Below are 18,857 nucleotides of genomic sequence, written 5' to 3' on the forward strand. Positions count from 1 at the left end.
CCGAACTTGTTGTTGAAGCGCGAAACGCGGCCGCCACGGTCCATCAGCTGCTGATTGCCGCCGGTCCAGGCCGGGTGCGTCAGCGGGTCGATGTCGAGGTTCAGGACAGCGCCTTCCTTCTGGTAGGTGGAGCGCGTCTTGTAGGTCGTGCCATCCGTCATCGTCACGGTGATGAAGTGGTAGTCGGGGTGCGTATCGGCCTTCATGGTCGGTATCCGGTCTCTGCGCGATGACGATGCCGACCGTCGGTGCGCGAAAATGAGAAAACCCGCCGGGAGGCGGCGGGAATGAGCGGCGGCGTTTACACCGGGGGCCGTTCCGGGGCAAGAGGCGCGCGCCATGACAGACACGACCGCTCCCGTCCCCGACGCCGCCGACCTTCGCGGGCGGCCCGGCGCCGGCGCGCTGCTGATGGAGCAGATGGGCGAGGCGGGCCAGCGACGGGCGAAGCGGCGCGACATCCGTCCGCTGGGCCGGCTGCTGCCCTACGCCCTGCGGCACAAGGGCCATATGGCCATGGCGGCGATCTGGCTGATCCTGTCCACGAGCGCCTCCCTGGCCCTGACGGTGGCCGCACGCGGGGCGATCGACCACGGCTTCGAGAACAACGGCGAGCGGCTGAACCTGTGGTTCATGGTGCTGGCGGCCAACGCCCTGTTCCTCGGTCTGGCCACGGCCGTGCGCTACTATTTCGTCACCAAGACCGGCGAGCGGGTCGTCGCGGACGTGCGCAAGGGGCTGTTCGAGCGCATCCTGACGCTGGATCCGTCCTTCTACGCCCAGATGCGGACGGGCGAGGTGCTGTCGCGGCTGACCACCGACATCGCCTTGGTCGAGACGCTGCTGACGACCTCGGTCTCCTACGCCTTGCGCAACTTCCTGACCCTGATCGGCGGGACCATCCTGCTGTTCATCGTCAGCCCCAAGCTGACCGGTCTGGTGCTGCTGGTCGTGCCGCTGCTGCTGGGGCCGTTGTTCCTGTTCGGACGCAAGGTCCGCAAGCTGACGGTGGCCTCGCAGGACCGGTTCGCCAGCGCGGTGGGCTTCGCCGGCGAAAGCGTCGACGCTATCGAGACGGTGCAGGCCTTCGGCCGCGAGAAGAGCGCCATCGTCCGCTTCGGCGAGGCGGTCGAGGCGGCGTTCGGCGTGTCTCTGGTCCGGATCAAGGCCCGGGCCCTGATGACCGCCATGATCATCGCGGTGATGTTCGGCGGGGTCACCCTGGTGCTCTGGCTGGGGGCCCAGGACGTGATCGCCGGACGGATGACCCCGGGAGCGCTGCTGCAGTTCGTGCTTCTGTCGGTATTTGCAGCCGGGGCCGTCGGCGCGCTCGGCGAGAGCTGGGGCGACGTCCAGAAGGCCGCGGGGGCCATGGAGCGGATCGACGAGTTGATGCGCAGTTCGCCCTCGATCGCGCCGCCGGCCACGCCGCGCGCCCTGCCGCAGCCGCCTATCGGCGAGGTGTCGATGTCGGCGGTCCGGTTCAGCTATCCCGGGCGGCCCGACCTGCCGGCGCTGAAGGGCTTCTCCCTGACCGTGCGGCCCGGCGAGACGGTGGCTCTGGTCGGGCCGTCGGGGGCGGGCAAGAGCACGGTCTTCCGCCTGCTGCTGCGGTTCTACGATCCGCAGTCCGGCGTGGTGTCGGTGGATGGCGTCGACGTGCGCGAGGCCGATCCGGTGGCCGTGCGCGATCGCTTCGCCTGGGTCTCGCAGGAGGCGCCGCTGTTCTCGGGATCAGCGACGGAAAACATTCGCTTCGGGCGGGAAGCCGCCACGCAGGATGAAGTCCGTGCGGCCGCCGACGAGGCTCAGGCCCTGGGCTTCATCGAGGCGCTGCCGGAAGGCTTCAACACCCCGCTGGGCGAACGCGGCAAGAGCCTGTCGGGCGGCCAGCGCCAGCGGATGGCCATCGCCCGCGCCCTGGTTCGCGACGCCCCCATCCTGCTGCTGGACGAGGCGACCTCGGCCCTTGACGCCGAAAGCGAGCGGCTGGTGCAGGCGGCCCTGGACAAGGCGATGTCGGCCCGCACCACGCTGGTCATCGCCCACCGCCTCGCCACCGTCCTCCGGGCCGACCGCATCGTGGTGATGGAAGACGGCCGGGTGGTGGAGGAGGGGACCCATGCGGCTCTGATGGCCCAGGGCGGCCTGTACGCGCGGCTGGCGGAGCTGCAGTTCCGGGCCGGGTAAGGCCGCTACCCGGCGGCCATGATTCCGCAGGCGACCCGGTCGCCGGCGCCGCCGATCGGCTGGCTGCGGTGGTCGTCGACGTTGGCGTGGATCACGAGGGCCGAGCCGTCGGCGTCCCACAGCCACTGGCCCGGGCCGTCGGCGGCGATGCGGGCTCGGGTGGTGAAGACCTCGGCCCGCACCTGGCCCTGGGCGTCGGCATGGATGTTGGGCAGGTCGCCGTCGTCGGGTCCCTGGGCGTTCAGCAGGCCATGCGGCGCCTTCGGTTCGCCGTGGTTGATGTGGGCGCCAGCCGAGGTGAAGGGGGCGGCGCACTGGCCCGTGGCGTGGATGTGGACGCCGTGCCAGCCGGGGGTCAGGCCATCGGCCTCGATGCGGATCAGCAGGCCGGTCGGGCCCTGGGTCAGTATGGCCCGGCCGACATTGGCGCCGGACGCGTTGATCAGCGTCGCCTCGCCGAAATCACCCACGGCGGCCCGTTCGGGCGCGTCGCTATAGTCGTTGGCGGTGACGCTGACGCAGGCCGCCAGCGAGGCGGCGAGCGGCAAGGCGGCGAGAGCGGCGAGGCGGCCAGGACGCATGGTGATAATTCCCTGTCTGTCGGGAGGCGGTCCCGGCGGCTTCGCTTTGCCACCACAGCCCCCGGATGCTAGAAAACCCGTTAGCGGATCACGTTCCGATTCCGGCCATTTAAAGCCCGATTTCCTTGACCGACGACAGCTATAACAACGCCCTGCCGCCTTCGTCGGGCGCAGGCGGCGATATCTCCACCATCACGATCGAGGACGAACTGCGCCGTTCGTACCTCGACTACGCCATGAGCGTGATCGTGTCGCGCGCCCTGCCGGACGCGCGCGACGGGCTGAAGCCCGTGCACCGCCGCATCCTGTACTCGATGCACGACCTGAAGATGACGCCCGACCGCTCCTACATGAAGTGCGCGCGGGTCGTCGGCGACGTGCTGGGCCGTTTCCACCCGCACGGCGACGCCTCGGTCTATATGGCGCTGGTGCGGATGGCCCAGCCGTTCTCGATGGGCATGATGCTGGTCGACGGCCAGGGCAATTTCGGTTCGGTCGACGGCGATATGCCGGCCTCGATGCGATACACCGAGTGCCGCATGGCCCCCGCGGCGATGGCGCTGCTGACCGACATCGACAAGGACACGGTCGATTTCCAGCCGAACTACGACGAGAAGGAGCTGGAGCCGGTCGTCCTGCCGGCGCGGATCCCGAACCTGCTGGTCAACGGCGCCGGCGGCATCGCCGTCGGCATGGCCACCAACATCCCGCCCCATAATCTGGGGGAGATCGTCGACGCCTGCGTCGCCCTGCTGGACGACCCGAACGTCGCTGACGAGGCCCTGCTCGACATCGTTCCGGGCCCGGACTTCCCGACCGGCGGCGAGATCATGGGCCGCACCGCGCCGCGCAACGCCCTGCGCGAGGGCCGCGGCTCGGTCATCGTGCGCGGCAAGGCGACGATCGAGACCATCCGCAAGGACCGCGAGGCGATTGTCGTCACCGAGCTGCCGTTCCAGGTCAACAAGCAGACCCTGATCGAGCGGATCGTCGAAATGGTCCGCGAGAAGCGGATCGAGGGCATCTCGGACGTCCGCGATGAATCCGACCGCGACGGCATGCGGATGGTCATCGAGCTGAAGCGCGACGCCTCGGGCGACGTGGTCCTGAACCAGCTGTGGCGCTTTACGGCGATGCAGAGCTCGTTCGGCGTCAACATGCTGGCCCTGAACCATGGCCGTCCGATCCAGATGGGCCTGCGCCAGCTGCTGGAGGCCTTCCTCGAGTTCCGCGAAGAGGTGGTGGTCCGCCGCATCAAGTTCGAACTGGCCAAGGCCCGCGACCGCGGCCATGTGCTGGTCGGTCTGGCCGTGGCCGTGGCCAATATCGACGAGGTCATCCACATCATCCGCAGCTCGGCCGATCCGGCCGAGGCGCGCGAGCGGCTGCAGGCCAAGGCCTGGCCGGTGGGCGACATGATGGCCCTGATCGAGCTGATCGCCGATCCGCGCTCCATGTTGGTCGACGGCGACAAGCTGAACCTGACCGACGAACAGGCCCGCGCCATCCTGGGCCTGACCCTGAGCCGCCTGACCGGCCTTGGCCGCGACGACATCTTCGGCGAGGCGCGGGGCCTGGCCGACACCATCCAGGGTCACCTGACCCTGCTGTCGGATCGGGCCAACATCCTGGCGGTGATCCGCGAGGATCTGCTGCTGGTGAAGGAAGAGTTCGCCGTCCCGCGGCGGACCCTGATTGGCGACGGCGACTTCGAGCTGGAAGACGAGGACCTGATCCCGCGCGAGGACATGGTCGTCACGGTCACCCACGGCGGCTATGTCAAACGCGTGGCGCTGAACGCCTATCGGACCCAGCATCGCGGCGGCAAGGGCCGCTCGGGCGTGGCGATGAAGGACGATGACGCCGTGGTCGGCGTGTTCTCGGCCTCGACCCACACCCCGGTCCTGTTCTTCGCCACCAACGGCAAGGCCTACAAGCTGAAGACCTGGCGGCTGCCGCTGGGCAATCCGCAGTCGCGCGGCAAGGCCTTCGTCAACCTGCTGCCGATCGAGCCGGGCGACAGCATCATGAACGTGCTGCCCCTGCCTGAGGACGAGGCGGACTGGGGCGCCTATGACATCATGTTCGCCACGCGGTCGGGCGACGTGCGCCGCAACAAGCTGTCGGACTTCGCCACCGTCAACCGGGCCGGCAAGATCGCCATGAAGCTGGAAGACGGCGACCGCATGGTCGGCGTGGCCCTGTGCAAGGCCGAGGATGACGTCATGCTGACGACCGCCCTGGGCCGGGCCATCCGCTTCAAGGCCGACGATGTCCGCGTCTTCAAGGGCCGGGATTCCACCGGCGTGCGCGGCGTCCGTCTGCAGAAGGACGACGAGGTCATCTCCATGGCGGTGCTGGGCCGGGTCGACGCCACACCGGAAGAGCGGGCCGCCTATGTCAAACACGCCAACGCCATGCGCCGCGCCGCCGGCGACGAGGACGACACGCCGGTGGATGCGGACGACGAGGCTGTCGCCGACGCCGCCCTGTCGGTCGAGCGCATCGCCGAACTGGGGGCCGCCGAGCAGTTCATCCTGACGGTGACCGAGACCGGCTTCGGCAAGCGGTCTTCGGCCTATGAATACCGGCGCACGGGTCGTGGCGGCCAAGGGCTGACGGCCCACGGCCTCGGCGGCCGGGCCGGGACCCGGCTGGCCGCGTCCTTCCCGGTCGAGGAGGGCGACGACCTGCTGCTGGTCACCTCGGGCGGACAGATGATCCGCACCCCGGTTGGACAGGTCCGCATCGTCGGCCGCTCCAGCCAGGGCGTGACCATCTTCCGCACCGCGGAAGGCGAACGCGTCGTCTCGGTCGAGCGGCTGCCGGACTCCGGCGGCGAAGAGATCGAAGCGGGCGTTGACGGCGCCGCCGAGGGCGAGGGAGGCGGCGGCGAGAGCTGATCTCACCGCCGAACCTGACATGGCGCACGCCGGGGACATCCTGATCGACGGCGTCCCGGCCGCCCCGGGGGACTTGGCCCATGTCGCCCTGGTCAACTACGGCGCCTACACCTCCTTCCGCGTCGAGGGCGGCGGGGTGCGGGGGCTGGACCTGCATCTGCAGCGGCTCGAAGCCTCGGCGCTGGAGCTGTTCGGCGAGGCTGTCGGCGAGGCGCGGCTGCGCGAACTGATGGGCGCAGCGGTCGGGGGGCGGGGCGATTGCTGGCTGCGGGTCAGTCTGTTCGCCCCGGAGATATCGCCGCGGACGCCGGGCTGGATCGGGCGGCCGAAGGTGATGACCGCCGTTTTTCCGTCGCCCGCGCCCCTGGCGGAAAGCGTGCGGCTGCAGACCCGGCCCTATGCCCGCGAGGCGGCGCATCTGAAACATGTGGCGACCTTCGGCCTGATCCGGGCGCGGCGCGAGGCGCAGGCCGCGGGGTTCGACGACGCCCTGTTCGTGGACGCGGCCGGGCGGGTGTCCGAGGGCAGTCTGTGGAACATCGGCTTCCTGCGGGGCGGTCAGGTGGTCTGGCCGCAGGCGCCGATGCTGGCGGGCGCGGCCCAGGCGCTGGTTCAACGCGGGCTTGAAGCGGCGGGCCTGACTGGCGTGACCGAACCGGTCGTCGCCGCCGACCTGCCGCGGTTCGACGGAGCCTTCATCTGCAACAGCGCGACCCCAGCCTGCGCCGTCGACTCGATCGATGATCACCGGTATCGACCGCCGCCGCTGCCGGCCTTGCAGGCGGCATGGGCTTCACAGCCCTGTCAGCCGATCTAGGCCGTCCCTTTCGCACCTGCTAGACGACGGGAAAGGCGGGGGAGGAACGCATGCGCATCGGCCTGTACCCAGGCACATTCGACCCCGTCACCAACGGGCATATGGACATCATCGGCCGGGCCGTGAAGCTGGTCGACCGGCTGGTCATCGGCGTGGCGCGCAACGACGACAAGGGACCGCTGTTCACGACGGACGAGCGGGTGGTGATGCTGCGGGCCGAGGTCGCGCACCTTGGCGAGAGGGTGGAGGTGAGGGCCTTCGACAGCCTGCTGATGCATTTCGCCGAATCGCTGGACGCCAACATCATCGTGCGCGGCCTGCGCGCCGTCGCGGACTTCGAATACGAGTTCCAGATGACGGCGATGAACCAGCGCCTCAATGCCGACATCGAGACGGTCTTCCTGATGGCCGATCCGCGTCACCAGGCCATCGCCTCGCGGCTGGTCAAGGAAATCGCCCGGCTGGACGGCGCGATCGACAGTTTCGTCAGCCCCGCCGTCGCCGAAGCGGTGCGGGGCAAGGTCAAGGGATAGTCACCGCTTTGAAGATCATCACCGCCGCCGCGCTTTCGCTCTCCCTGCTCGCCGCCGCCCCGGCTGTCTCCCAGACGGCGTCGGCGGACTGGCGCACGGTCGCCCCCGGGAACCTGCTGATCATAGACACCGCCAAGGGCCGCATCCTGGTCGAGCTGGAGCCGCGCATGGCGCCGCAGGCGGTCGAGCGCATTCGCACCCTGGCCGACCAGGGTTTCTATGACGGGCTGAAATTCCACCGCGTGATCCCGAACTTCATGGCCCAGACCGGCGATCCGCTGGGGACCGGGCAGGGCGGCAGCGAACTGCCGGACCTCGCCGGCGAGTTCCAGTTCCGGCGCGGGCGCGACGCGGGCTTCGTTCCGGTGACGGCGACGCCCGAGGGGCAGGCGGGCCTGATCGGCTCCGTGCCGGTGGTCACCCAGCCCGACGCCCAGATGATGATCACGGCCGACTTCAAAACGGGCGCCCAGGGACTGTTTTGTCCCGGCGTGGCCGGCATGGCCCGGGCCAGTTCACCGGACAGCGCCAATAGCCAGTTCTTCCTGATGACCGGGCCGAAGGACGAGCTGAACGGTCGATACACGCCGTTTGGACGCGTCGTCGCGGGCATGGACGTGGTCCGCGCGCTCGAGGCGGGCTCCGAGGCCCAGAACGGCGCAGTCGAGAACCCCGATGTAATGACCCGCGCCCGCACGGCCGCGGCTCTGCCGGAGGGCGAGCGGCCGAACGTGCGCGTCGCCACGGGCGCCGCCGCCGTCCAGGCCGAGGTCGAGCGGGTCCGGGCCGCGCGCGGCGCCGCCTTTACCGTCTGCGATGTGCAGCCGCCGGCCGAGATTGTCGGGGGCTGATCCGGCCGTACTGAATCACTGGGGAGGCTGCCATGAAGTCGATTTCCACCGCCGCGCTGCTCGCCGCCGCCCTGTTCGTCGCGCCGGCCATGGCGCAGGACGTCGGCGGCCCGCCGCCTCCGCCGCCCGCGCCGACGCCTGAGACCACCATCGCCGCGGCCGAGTGGCGCGCCGTGCCGGCTGAGAACCTGCTGGTGATCGACACCACGCGGGGCCGCATCCTTGTCGAGCTGTTCCCCGAGATCGCGCCGCTGCATGTCGAGCGGATCAAGCTGCTGGCGCGGCGCGGCTTTTACGACAACACGCCGTGGCACCGGGTGATCGACTGGTTCATGGCCCAGACCGGCGACCCGCTGGGCAACGGGGAGGGTCAAAGCCCCTATCCGGACCTGAAGGCCGAGTTCACCTTCCGCCGCGACCCGGCCATGCCTTTCGTCGCCGTGGCCGAGCCGACCGGCGCGCGGGTCGGCTTCTTCCATTCGCTTCCGGTCCAGACCCAGCCCGACGCCGCCTTCGCCCAGACCGGAGACGGCAAGGTCCATGGCTGGGGCCTGTACTGCCCCGGCGTCGCCGGCATGGCCCGGGACGAGGGCAACGACACCGCCAACAGCCAGTTCTTCATCATGCGCCAGGCCTATCCGGCGCTGGACAAGCGCTACACCATCTGGGGCATGACGGTGGACGGGCTGCAGGTGGTCCGCGCCCTGCAGGTCGGCGACGGCGAGAACGGCATGATGGCCCAGGCCCAGGCGGACCGCATGACCCGCATGCGCGTGGCCGCCGACATCCCGGAGGCCGAACGGCCCGTGGCCCAGGTGCTCGCCTCCGACTCGCCGCGCTTCCGGGCGCTGGTCGATGAGGCGCGGGCGGGGCGCGGGGCCGACTTCTCGGTCTGCGACGTGACCCTGCCGGTTCAGGTGGCGAACTGAGTCAGCGCCGCCGCCGGCGTCGCCTCGGCCGGCGCTCCTCGCGCATCCGCTGCAGCAACAGGCCTTCGCGCAGACCCCGGTCGGCGACCCTGACCCGTTCCGAGGGCCAGGCGCGCTGCACCGCCTCCATGATCGCTGCTCCCGCCAGCACCAGATCGGCGCGGTCCGGCCCGATGCAGGACTCGGCGGCGCGTCCGTCCGGCCCGAGCTGGATCAACCGCGCGGCGGCCTTTTCGCAGTCGCCGCGCGTCATCCACAGGCCGTCGACGAGGTTGCGCTGATAGCGGCGCAGGCCGAGGTGGATGCCGGCGAGGCTGGTGATGGCCCCCGAGGTGCCGACCAGGTGCGCGCGCCCCGCGGCGAACACCTCGCGCAGGGCCGGATCGATCGGCGCGTGCGACAGGGCCTCGCCCATGTCGATGACCATGGACTCATACCAGTCCTCGATGGCGGCCGGCCCGGCTCCGGTGGGCTCGGGGTGCCGTTCGGCGAGGGTGACGACGCCGATCGGGGCCGACATCCAGCCCTCGAGGGCGAAGCCTGAGGCCGCCCGCCTCAACCAGCTGAGTTCGGTTGAACCGCCGCCGACGTCCACGACCAGCACGGCCTCGGCGCTGTCGTCGAACAGGTTCAGGCAGCCTTCGACGGCCAGCCGCGCCTCCTCGATCGGATCGATGATGCGCAGGCGCAGGCCGGTGCCGGCCCGGACGCGGTCGATGAAGGCGGCGCCGTTGTCGGCCTGACGGCAGGCCTGGGTGGCGACGGCCATGAGGCGGGCGGAGTCGACGCCCTTGCGCGCCACCCGTTCGCTGCACAGGGACAGGGCCTCATACGCCCGCTCCATGGCCGCGTCGTCCAGCCGGCCGGTGCGCGACAGGCCTTCGCCGAGACGAACAATGCGGCTGAAGGAGTCCACCACGCGAAAGCCCTCCCGCGCCGGGCGGGCGATTAGCAGGCGGCAGTTGTTGGTCCCCAGATCGAGCGCCCCATAGAGGGGCGGTTCACGACCTGATGCGCGGGATCCGTCGGAGGCGCCGCCGCGGGCGCGCTGGCCGCCGGACCCGGAACGCTGGGACCGTGGGGCGCTCCCGGGGGCGCCGTCGGTCTCCGGCATGGGCCGAACTTTCAAGGTGGGCGGTCCGAAGCGGCGCCCGTCCCCCACAACCTAGACCCGCAGCCGCGCCCGCGCCAAGGCGAGGTGACGCGAAAATGAACGGGACGACGACCATATCGCTCAGGTTGGGTGGCGCAGTCTGCGGCCATGACTGATGAAATCGTCGCCAAATTCGGCCTCGGCCAGATCGTCCGCCACCGCGAAGCCGCCTTTCGCGGCGTGGTGATCGACGTCGATCCTGTGTTCACGGGCCAGCCAGGGGACACGGGCGAAATCTCGCCTGACCAGCCATTCTACCAGGTGCTCGCCCTGGGCGCCGAGGGCGGCTTCGTCGCCTATGCGCCCGAAGACGCCCTTGAGCACGATCCGGAGCTGTCCGCCGTCGCCCGCGAAGCGGAGGCGCGCTGGTTCACCGTGGATGCCCGTGGCCGGCACGCACCGAAGTCGCACGCCATCCACTGACGCTGGCGCGGCGGGCGCCCGGGGCCTAGATTGGCGTCAGGGACCGCCAGAGTCCGAAGCGAGCAGGAGCGCCTCAATGTCCGATTTCGAACACGTCTTCGAAACGCCGCCCGAGGGCGCGGCGGCGGACTGGACGATCCCGCAGGACTGGGCCGCCTACACCGAGGTTGAGCACTCGACGTGGGACACCCTCTATGCGCGGCAGATGAAGATCCTGCCGGGGCGCGCCGCCGACGTCTTCCTCAAGGGGCTGACGGCGCTGGACCTGAACACCGGCGGCATTCCCGATTTCGAGACCATGAACCCCAAGCTCCAGGCCCTGACCGGCTGGACCGTGGTCTGCGTACCCGGGCTGGTGCCGGATGAGGTGTTCTTCGACCATCTGGCCAACCGACGCTTCCCCTCGGGCCAGTTCATCCGCAAGCCGGACCAGCTGGACTACCTGCAGGAGCCGGACATTTTCCACGACGTGTTCGGCCATGTGCCGATGCTGACCGACTCCGACTTCGCCGCCTATATGGAGGCCTACGGCAAGGGCGGGCAGCGGGCCGCGTCGCTGGGCATGCTGCAGAATCTGGCGCGGCTGTACTGGTACACGGTCGAGTTCGGCTTGATGCAGGACACCGACGGCCTGCGCATCTACGGCGCGGGAATCGTGTCGTCGGCGACCGAGAGCGTATTCTCTCTGGAAGACCCATCGCCCAACCGGCTAGGCTTCGACCTCGAGCGGGTGATGCGGACCCTGTACCGGATCGATGACTTCCAGCAGGTCTATTTCGTCATCGACTCCATCGAGCAGCTGAAGGCCGAGACGCTGAAGGATTTCGGCCCGATCTATGAACGGCTGAAGGGCGCTGACGCCATCGCCATCGACGCCATCCTGCCGACCGACCGGGTCTTCACCCGCGGCACCCAGGCCTATGCCGCGCGGGGCGGGCGGTTCGCGGCCTGATCAGTCCTTGTGGACGATCAGGCTGTTGCGGCCCGTGTCGCGCATCCGGACATAGACCAGCAGAGAGACGCCGATCAGGGCGGTGACGTACCAGAAATAGGCGCTCTCCATGCCTTCGTCCTTGAACCACAGGGCGGCGTATTCGGCCGTGCCGCCGAACAGGGCGTTGGCCACGGCGTAGGGCAGGGCCACGCCGAGGGCGCGGATATGGGCGGGGAACAGCTCGGCCTTCACCACGGCGTTGATCGAAGTGTAGCCGCTGACGATCACCAGCGCCGCCAGCGCCAGCAGGAAGGCGGTGAACGGACTGTCGACGCGGGCCAGGGAGGTCATGATCGGCACGGTGAACAGCACGCCCAGCACGCCGAAGGCGACCATCACCGGCCGCCGCCCGATCCGGTCGGACAGGGCTCCGACGGCCGGCTGGATCAGCATGAAGATCAGCAGGGCCCCGGCGCTGATCTCGGTCGCCGCCGCCTTGCTGAAGCCGCTCGTGTTGACGAGGAATTTCTGCAGGTAGGTGGTGTAGGTATAGAAGGCGACGGTGCCGCCGGCGGTCAGACCGAGCACCATCAGGGCCTCCTTCGGGTGCTTTAGCATCAGCAGCAGGGCGCTGGACCTGGGGGCCTCGCGGGCATCCGTGGCGATGAAGGCCGAGGTCTCGTCCAGCCGCCGTCTGAGCCAGAACACGATCACCGCCAGCGCCGCGCCGACGAAGAAGGGGATGCGCCAGCCCCAGCTCTCCAGCGCCGCTTCGCTGAGGGTGTTCTGCAGCACGATGAGCAGCAGCAGCGCCAGCAACTGGCCCGAGATCAGGGTGACGTACTGGAAGCTGGACCAGAAGCCGCGGTGCTTCGCCGTGGCCATCTCCGACAGATAGGTGGCCGAGGAGCCGTACTCGCCGCCGACGCTGAGCCCCTGCATCATCCGCGCGAGCAGCAGCAGCGCCGGGGCGGCGACGCCGATCTGGGCGTGGCCGGGCGTGACGGCGATGATCAGGGAGCCGGCGCACATCAGGCTGACCGACAGGGTCAGGCCGGCCTTGCGGCCCTTGCGATCGGAGTAGACGCCCATGATCCAGGCCCCGACCGGACGCATCAGGAAGCCGACCGCGAACACCGCCGCGGCCTTGAGCAGTTCCGCCGTGCCGTCGCCGCTGGGGAAGAAGACCGGGGCGAAATAGACGGTGAAGGCGGCGTAGGCGAACCAGTCGAACCATTCGACGAGGTTGCCGGCCGAGCCGCCGATGATGTTCCTCAGCCGGCGGGCCGGCGTCATGGCGGCGTCGGTCATCGCGGATCCCCCCTCAGAGGGCGGCATCATCCAGCGCTTTGCCCATCCTGACCAGCGGCACCGGCGCGCCGCCGCGGACGTCCTCGAACCGTTCGATCTCGTGATAGCCGGCGGCGCGATACAGGGGTTCGCCGCCGAGGGTGGCGACCAGTTCGGCGCGGTCGTAGCCGGCGGCGCGGGCCGCGTCTTCGCACAGGCCGAGGATCATCCGGCCGACGCCGCGCCGCAGGAATTCCGGGGCGGTGTACATGGCGCGGATGCGGGCCGCGTCGACGCCGGGGGTCAGCGGCGCGGGCTCTCGCCCGGGCGTGTGGTCGCCGCCGTATTCGGTGATGCGGCCGCTCCAGCCGCCGCAGCCGGCGAGGACGCCATCAGCCTCGACGATGAAATAGGTCCGGTCGGCGATGATCTGGCTGTCGATGCCCATCAGCTTGCGGCTGGCGGCGATCTGGTCGGGCGTCAGGAAGTCGGCCAGCGGCCCGCTGATGGCGCGGTCCATCAGGGCGACGAGGGCCGGGATGTCCGCCTCGTTGGCGATGCGGTGGGTGAACATCAGGCCCGCTGGAACGGGTAGAAATCCCCGCCCAGCTCGAGGATCGAGGTCAGTTCGTCCAGGGCGCCGCGGCTCTCGTCCAGCAGGGCGGGATCGGCGAGGTCGGCGGGGCTGAGCGTGTCGCGGTACCAGTTGGCAGCCCAGATCGACAGGCGGGCGTGAAGTTCGTCAGTCATCCGCATCGCCGGATTGGTCGCGGCCAGTTCGGCCTCCGTCAGGGCGACCCGCAGGCGCAGACAGGCGGGGCCGCCGCCGTTGCGCATCGACTGGCGCACATCGACGTATTCGACCTTGCCGATCGGGCCGTTGGAGGCGGCGAGCGCCTCGGCCAAGGCGTGGCTGCGGGCGTTGTCACGGGTCTCGGTGGGGCAGATCAGGGTCAGCCGGTCCTCGCCGGGGATCCGCACCAGCATCGAGTTGAACAGATAGCTGGAGATGGCGTCGGCGAGGGGCAGGTCGGCGGACGAGACCTCGACGAAGATTGGGTCGAACCGGTCTCCGGCGGCGACGCGGATGGCGGCCTTGGTCGCCGCCGTGTCCTCGAAGGCGAGGTCGTGGAAGAACAGGGTCTCCAGCGCCCCGACGCAGACGACGTCATTGTGGAAGGTCCCGCCGGCGATGGCCGCGCTTGATTGTCGGGCCAGGACGACGCCCGAGGCGCCGTGGCGGCGGGCGATGGCTTCGGAGGCCTCGCGCGTCTGGCGGGCGGGATACTCGCCCTTCCAGTGCTCCCAGGCCTCGCGACCCCAGACCAGCAGGTTGACGCCCGGCTCGCCGTGGTCGGCGCACAGGCGGACGTGGTTGGCGGCGCCCTCGTCGGCGAGGTGGGCGACGGAGGGCAGGGCGTCGTGGACCGCGAACCGCTCCGGGTCAGGGAACAGTCCATCCAGCGCTCGTTTCGTCTGCTGGTGCTCCAGCGAGCGGTGCAGGTTGGTGACGAGGTTGGCCGGGGTGAAGTGGACGCGGCCGTCAGCGGCATCGGCGGAGGGCGTCACCGTGGCGGCGTTGGCGGCCCACATCGGCGAGGCCGAACAGGCGGCGGCGGCGAAGGACGGCGCGTCCTTCCACGCCCGCTCCAGCACGGCGGCGTCGGAGCCGGCGAAGCCGAGGCTGCGCAGGAAGGGGATGTCGGGCCGCTCGTGCGGCGGCAGGACGAACTGCGGCAGGCCGAGGTCGGCGAGCCGCTTCATCTTGTCGAGGCCCTGCAGCACGGCCGCGCGCGGGTTGGACGCCTCGCCCTTGTTCAGGCTGGACGCGAGGTTGCCGGGGGACAGGCCCGCATAGGAGTGGGTCGGACCGATCAGGCCGTCGGCGTTGGCTTCGACGGCAGGCGAGGTCATGCGCGCAGGCCCTTGATCTCGCTCTCGATATTCTTCACCGCTCCGGCCTCGAAACTGGCCACCGGATAGGCGCAGTAGTCGGCGGCGTAGTAGGCGCTGGGCCGGTGGTTGCCGCTGGCGCCGAGGCCGCCGAAGGGCATGTCGCCGGCGGCGCCGGTGGTCGGGCGGTTGAAGTTCACGACGCCCGCGCGGATGCGGCGGATGAAGCGGTCCCAGTTGGCCGGATCGTCGCTGACGAGGCCGGCGGACAGGCCGTAGCGGGTGGCGTTGGCCTCGGCGATGGCGGCGTCGAAGCTGGCGACCCGGGTGACCGACAGGAAGGGCGCGAACATCTCCTCGTCGGGGACGGCGACGCCGGTGACGTCGATGATGGCAGGTCTGACGAAGGCTCCGGGCAGGTTGTCGACCGGGCCGGAGGCGCGGATCACCCGGGCGCCCATGTCGATCCGGTCCTGCAGTGCCTTCAGCGCGCCTTCCGCCGCCTTCACCGAGATCAGCGGTCCGGCGTAGGGCTCCGGCGTCGAATTCCACGGCGCGAGGATCAGGCGATCAACCATTGATTCCACCGCAGCGACGATCGCATCGCCGCGCGGGCCTTCCGGCACGATCAGGCGGCGGGCGCAGGAACAGCGCTGGCCGGTGGTGACGAAGGCGGACTGGACCACGATCCCCGCCACGGCCTCCGCGTCGGAGGCGTCCCAGACCACCAGCGGATTGTTGCCGCCCAGTTCGAGGGCGAGGATGACGTGCGGATCGTCGGCGAATTTGCGCCGGAAATGGGCGCCGGCCGCGCCCGAGCCGGTGAACATCAGGGCGTCGATGCCGCTGTCCAGCAGGGCCGCGCCCGTGTCGCGTCCGCCCTGGACGACATTGACGACGCCGGCCGGCAGGTCGGCCTCGGCGAAGGCCTCGGCCATGAGCTGGCCAGTGAGGGGCGTCTCTTCCGACGGTTTGAACACCACGGTGTCGCCGGCCAGCAGGGCCGGGACGATGTGGCCGTTGGGCAGGTGGCCGGGGAAGTTGAACGGGCCGAGCACCGCGGCCACTCCATGCGGGCGGTGACGCAGGGTCGCATGGCCAAAGGCGGTGTCCGCCGTCCGCTCGCCGGTGCGCTCGTCATAGGCCCGGATCGAGATGTCGACCTTGCCGGCCATGGCGCCGAGCTCGGCGGTGGTCTCCCACAGGGCCTTGCCGGTCTCGCGGCTGATGGCCTCGGCCATCTGCGGCGCGCGCTCTTTCAGCACGGCCTGGTAGCGTTTGACGGTGTCGATGCGGTCCTGGCGCGGGCGGTCGGCCCAGTCCGGGAAGGCGTCGCGGGCGCGGTCCGTGGCGGCCTGAACCTCGGCGGGCGAGGCGGCGGCGCCCTCCCAGACCGTTTCGCCGGTGGCGGGATCGATGGATTTGAAGGTGTTCATGGGGTCCAGATGGGGGCTCATGTCTTCACCCGCACGGTGTCGCCGGACCGCACCCTCAGCGCCTCGGCGGTCTCGCGGTTCAGGGTCACGGTATCGCCCTCGACCACGGCCCGCTGGCGGACGGCGCGGAAGGCGGCGACGCTGTCGGTCGAGATCAGGGCTGGCAGTTCCGCCTCCACCTCGTCGGCGATTCGCACCGTCAGGCGGCGGGCGTCGCGGACGGTGCGGATGTTGTCGCGCTCGCAGCAGACCGTCGGGCCGGCGTCGAAGATGTCGACCAGTCCGTTGGGGCGGAAGCCCTCGCTCTCCAGCAGGGCCATGGCCGGCACGCCCTGCGGATGGACCTTGCCGATCACCGCGCGGGCAGGCTCGGGCAGCAGCTCGACATAGATCGGGTGGCGCGGCGACAGGTCGAGGATGAACTGCTTGTCGGTCGAGCCGGTCATGCGGTCGGCGTCATCGAACTCCATCGGGAAGAATTTGTGCGCCACATGATCCCAGAACGGGCAGGCGCCGTCGGGGGTGAAGACGCCGCGCAGCTCGGCCAGCACATTGTCGGCGAACAGCTCGGGCTGGGCCCCGATCAGCATGTAGCGCGACTGGCTGAGCAGGCGGCCCGCGCCGCCCTTGCGCCGGTCGGCCTTGAGGAACAGTGATCCGACCTCGGTCCAGCCGCTGCATTCGTTGACCAGGACCAGGGTCTGGTGGTCCAGCTTGACCCCCAGAGACGGCGACGACTGGGTGTTGTTGACCAGCCGGAACGAGAAGAACGGCCGGTGGAGGCCCACCGCCGCCTTGACCGAGCCGACGCCGTCGACGTCGCCGGTCTCCGACTCCTCCAGCATCAGCGTGTACCAGCAGTCCTGCGGGGCCAGTTTGCCGGAGAAGCTGTCGCGGCCCAGCTCGAGACGTTCGGCCAGCTGGTCCGGATCCTCGGGCAGGCTGGTGAAGCCGGGGCCGCTGAGGATGGCCAGTTCCAGCAGGTGGTCGAGATCGGCGGGGCCGGCGGGGCGGACGACGAGCATGGGAGTTACATCGTCTCCAGGCGCAGGGACTTCAGTTTGAGGGCGTCTATCTCGCCCGTGGCGATCTTGCACAGGATCAGGGCGCTGAGCTGCGCGCGATCGACGAAGCTGGCGGGCCAGGCGAACTCCTGGTCCGAATGGATGTCGCCGCCCACCACCCCGAGGGTGTCGATATTGGGCAGGCCGGCGGCGTGCAGGTTGTTGCCCTCACAGACGCCGCCCGAGGGCTTCCAGGCTATGGTCTGGCCCAGCAGGGCGCCGGTCTCGCGCACCGCCTCGAACAGGGCCGACTGGCTGGCGTCCATCGGCTTGGGCGCGCGGGTCATGCCGCCGTGCAGGTCCAGGGTCAGGCCGGAGAAGGGCGGTTCCGCCGCGATCTCGCGCACCGCCGCCTCGATCCAGTCCGACGCCGCCTTGTCCGGCACGCGCACATTGAAGCGGACCACGGCGTTGTCGGCGACGACGTTCAACGGGCCGCCGCCGGCGATCTTCGCGACATTGACGGTGACGCCCTCGCGCCGACCGTTCAGGGCGTGCAGCCGGGCGGCGATGATGGCGGCTCCGGCGACGGCGTTGGCGCCCTCATCGAAGGCGCGACCGGCGTGGGCCGCCTTTCCGGTGACGATCAGATGGTAGTTGCCGCTGCCCTTGCGCGCCCCGGCCAGCGTCCCGTCGGCCAGAGCCGGCTCATAGGTCAAACCGATGTGTCCCCGCGCGCCCAGTTCGGCCAGCAGGGGGGCGGAGGCGGGCGAGCCGATTTCCTCGTCCGGCGACAGCAGTGCGGTCCAGCCGACGCCGGCCTTGTCCGGATGGGTTTCGAACGCCTCAAGCGCGGCCAGCATGACGCTGATCCCGCCCTTCATATCGGCGACGCCCGGGCCGTTCAGGGCGCCGTCCGGCCGGGTGACCACGGTCTGGAAGGCGCTTTCGGCGGGGAACACCGTGTCGAAATGGCCCGTCAGCACGATCTGCACCGGTGCATCAGGGCGCATGGTGATCTTCAGGGCGTCGGCGTGGGCCTCGACCCGCACCCGACCGTCGTCGCCGACGTTCGTCGAGCCGGCGGTGGGCAGGCGCTCGGCCGCGGCGGCCAGGGGCGTGGCGGCCGTCTCCAGGAGGTCCAGCATGTGCGCCAGACCCGCCGCGTTGCGGCTGCCGGAGTTGACGTTCGCCCAGTCGACCGCCCGGTCGACGATCGCCGTCCCGCGCGCCGCGACATGATCGAGCACGGCCTGATCGTGGGGGAGAATCCGCATGCGGGCGGACCCTAGCGGCCCCGGATGCAAAGGTGAAGGCGGCCGCCGATTGTGCGTTGCACAGGCGACGGGGCCTTATAGGGTGACCGGGCCAAACAGGGAGGACACAGGCATGGCTGACATGGTGAGGGCGATAAACCCGACCGCGACGATATCGACCGCCGATGAGGCGAAGGCGGCCGCGCGCGCCAGCGCGATCGCGATCTTTCTGGGCGTGGTCTGGGGGATCATCGGCCTCGTCTGGCTGATGGGCCCGGGCGCCGCGGTGATGGACGCCGCCCTGGCGGAAGCCGCCGCCTCGTCTCCCGAGGCGGCCGGCATGGCCGGCATGATGGCCGGCGCGGCGGTTGGGGTCGCCGGATTCATGATCGTGATCCAGCTGATCCTCGGCCTGGTGCAGTGGTTCAAGCCGAACATCGTCATTCCGATCCTCTTCACCGTTCTGGTGGTGTACGGCCTCGGCAGCAGCGCTCTGGCCATGGTGATGGCGGGTCAGGTCGATCTCGGCGCCGCCGCGGCGGCGACCCCCGCGTGGCAGACCTGGGGCGGGATCGTCCTGATGGTCGTGCAACTGGTGCTGCACATCGCCGGCATCCGCGGCGCCAACGCCCTGGGCAAATTCCGCAACGCCCAGGCCTACTGA

General features: G+C 70.0%; 18 protein-coding genes. 9 read left to right on the forward strand and 9 right to left on the reverse strand.

The features are described 5' to 3' along the window. A partial coding sequence (gene rpmE / locus V6M45_RS08660; protein ID WP_332655534.1) for a 50S ribosomal protein L31 occupies positions 1–206 on the reverse strand: 206 nt, incomplete at its 3' end. Positions 207–339: 133 nt separating this feature from the next. Here rpmE and V6M45_RS08665 point away from each other — a divergent pair. Beyond that, positions 340–2,190 (forward strand): ABC transporter transmembrane domain-containing protein, encoded by a 1,851-nt coding sequence (locus tag V6M45_RS08665; protein ID WP_332655535.1) that lies wholly within the window; start codon positions 340–342, stop codon positions 2,188–2,190. A gap of 5 nt (positions 2,191–2,195) precedes the next feature. On the opposite strand, the gene V6M45_RS08670 is transcribed toward V6M45_RS08665, so the two are convergent. Beyond that, positions 2,196–2,771 (reverse strand): superoxide dismutase family protein, encoded by a 576-nt coding sequence (locus V6M45_RS08670; RefSeq protein WP_332655536.1) that lies wholly within the window; start codon positions 2,769–2,771, stop codon positions 2,196–2,198. Positions 2,772–2,896: 125 nt separating this feature from the next. Here V6M45_RS08670 and gyrA point away from each other — a divergent pair, with 125 nt between their 5' ends. The 5 genes from gyrA to V6M45_RS08695 are packed head-to-tail and all read left to right on the forward strand — an operon-like array spanning position 2,897 to position 8,804. Then, positions 2,897–5,674 (forward strand): DNA gyrase subunit A, encoded by a 2,778-nt coding sequence (gene gyrA, locus V6M45_RS08675; protein WP_332655538.1) that lies wholly within the window; start codon positions 2,897–2,899, stop codon positions 5,672–5,674. Between the two features lie 19 nt (positions 5,675–5,693). Then, positions 5,694–6,491 carry an aminotransferase class IV gene (locus tag V6M45_RS08680; RefSeq protein ID WP_332655539.1) on the forward strand — a complete coding sequence of 266 codons (798 nt, stop codon included), beginning with the start codon at positions 5,694–5,696 and terminating at the stop codon, positions 6,489–6,491. A gap of 50 nt (positions 6,492–6,541) precedes the next feature. Next, positions 6,542–7,024, forward strand: coding sequence for a pantetheine-phosphate adenylyltransferase (gene coaD / locus V6M45_RS08685; protein ID WP_332655541.1), 483 nt, complete (start codon positions 6,542–6,544; stop codon positions 7,022–7,024). A gap of 8 nt (positions 7,025–7,032) precedes the next feature. Then, positions 7,033–7,875 carry a peptidylprolyl isomerase gene (locus V6M45_RS08690; RefSeq protein WP_332655543.1) on the forward strand — a complete coding sequence of 281 codons (843 nt, stop codon included), beginning with the start codon at positions 7,033–7,035 and terminating at the stop codon, positions 7,873–7,875. A gap of 32 nt (positions 7,876–7,907) precedes the next feature. Continuing rightward, positions 7,908–8,804, forward strand: a complete 897-nt coding sequence (locus V6M45_RS08695) for a peptidylprolyl isomerase (protein ID WP_332655545.1) — start codon at positions 7,908–7,910, stop codon at positions 8,802–8,804. A 1-nt stretch (position 8,805) separates the two neighbouring features. On the opposite strand, the gene V6M45_RS08700 is transcribed toward V6M45_RS08695, so the two are convergent. Continuing rightward, on the reverse strand, positions 8,806–9,918 hold the full coding sequence (locus tag V6M45_RS08700; RefSeq protein WP_332655547.1) for a Ppx/GppA phosphatase family protein: 1,113 nt from the start codon (positions 9,916–9,918) through the stop codon (positions 8,806–8,808). Between the two features lie 147 nt (positions 9,919–10,065). Here V6M45_RS08700 and hspQ point away from each other — a divergent pair, with 147 nt between their 5' ends. Together hspQ and phhA are read left to right on the forward strand one after the other, a co-directional pair. Continuing rightward, positions 10,066–10,380 carry a heat shock protein HspQ gene (gene hspQ / locus V6M45_RS08705; protein WP_332655548.1) on the forward strand — a complete coding sequence of 105 codons (315 nt, stop codon included), beginning with the start codon at positions 10,066–10,068 and terminating at the stop codon, positions 10,378–10,380. A gap of 76 nt (positions 10,381–10,456) precedes the next feature. Then, on the forward strand, positions 10,457–11,332 hold the full coding sequence (gene phhA, locus V6M45_RS08710; protein ID WP_332655551.1) for a phenylalanine 4-monooxygenase: 876 nt from the start codon (positions 10,457–10,459) through the stop codon (positions 11,330–11,332). Here the strand turns inward: phhA and V6M45_RS08715 are convergent, their stop codons facing one another. Genes V6M45_RS08715 through V6M45_RS08740 form a run of 6 tightly spaced genes read right to left on the reverse strand, consistent with a single transcriptional unit; the run spans position 11,333 to position 18,214 of the window. Next, positions 11,333–12,625, reverse strand: a complete 1,293-nt coding sequence (locus V6M45_RS08715; RefSeq protein ID WP_332655552.1) for an MFS transporter — start codon at positions 12,623–12,625, stop codon at positions 11,333–11,335. A 13-nt stretch (positions 12,626–12,638) separates the two neighbouring features. Next, positions 12,639–13,178, reverse strand: a complete 540-nt coding sequence (locus V6M45_RS08720; RefSeq protein ID WP_332655553.1) for a GNAT family N-acetyltransferase — start codon at positions 13,176–13,178, stop codon at positions 12,639–12,641. Beyond that, a complete protein-coding gene (gene astB / locus V6M45_RS08725; RefSeq protein WP_332655555.1) occupies positions 13,178–14,518 on the reverse strand; it encodes an N-succinylarginine dihydrolase in 1,341 nt (446 codons plus the stop codon). The genes V6M45_RS08720 and astB overlap by 1 nt, the downstream gene beginning before the upstream one ends. Next, positions 14,515–15,954 (reverse strand): succinylglutamate-semialdehyde dehydrogenase, encoded by a 1,440-nt coding sequence (gene astD, locus V6M45_RS08730; protein WP_442880569.1) that lies wholly within the window; start codon positions 15,952–15,954, stop codon positions 14,515–14,517. Before astD ends, astB begins: the two co-directional genes overlap by 4 nt. Next, positions 15,951–16,958, reverse strand: a complete 1,008-nt coding sequence (locus V6M45_RS08735; RefSeq protein WP_332655557.1) for an arginine N-succinyltransferase — start codon at positions 16,956–16,958, stop codon at positions 15,951–15,953. The genes astD and V6M45_RS08735 overlap by 4 nt, the downstream gene beginning before the upstream one ends. Positions 16,959–16,963: 5 nt before the next feature. After that, positions 16,964–18,214, reverse strand: coding sequence for a hydrolase (locus V6M45_RS08740; protein WP_332655559.1), 1,251 nt, complete (start codon positions 18,212–18,214; stop codon positions 16,964–16,966). Between the two features lie 112 nt (positions 18,215–18,326). Here V6M45_RS08740 and V6M45_RS08745 point away from each other — a divergent pair, with 112 nt between their 5' ends. Then, positions 18,327–18,857, forward strand: coding sequence for a hypothetical protein (locus tag V6M45_RS08745; protein WP_332655560.1), 531 nt, complete (start codon positions 18,327–18,329; stop codon positions 18,855–18,857).

Origin of the sequence: Brevundimonas sp. (genome assembly GCF_036676055.1) — a bacterium.
Taxonomy (GTDB): domain Bacteria; phylum Pseudomonadota; class Alphaproteobacteria; order Caulobacterales; family Caulobacteraceae; genus Brevundimonas.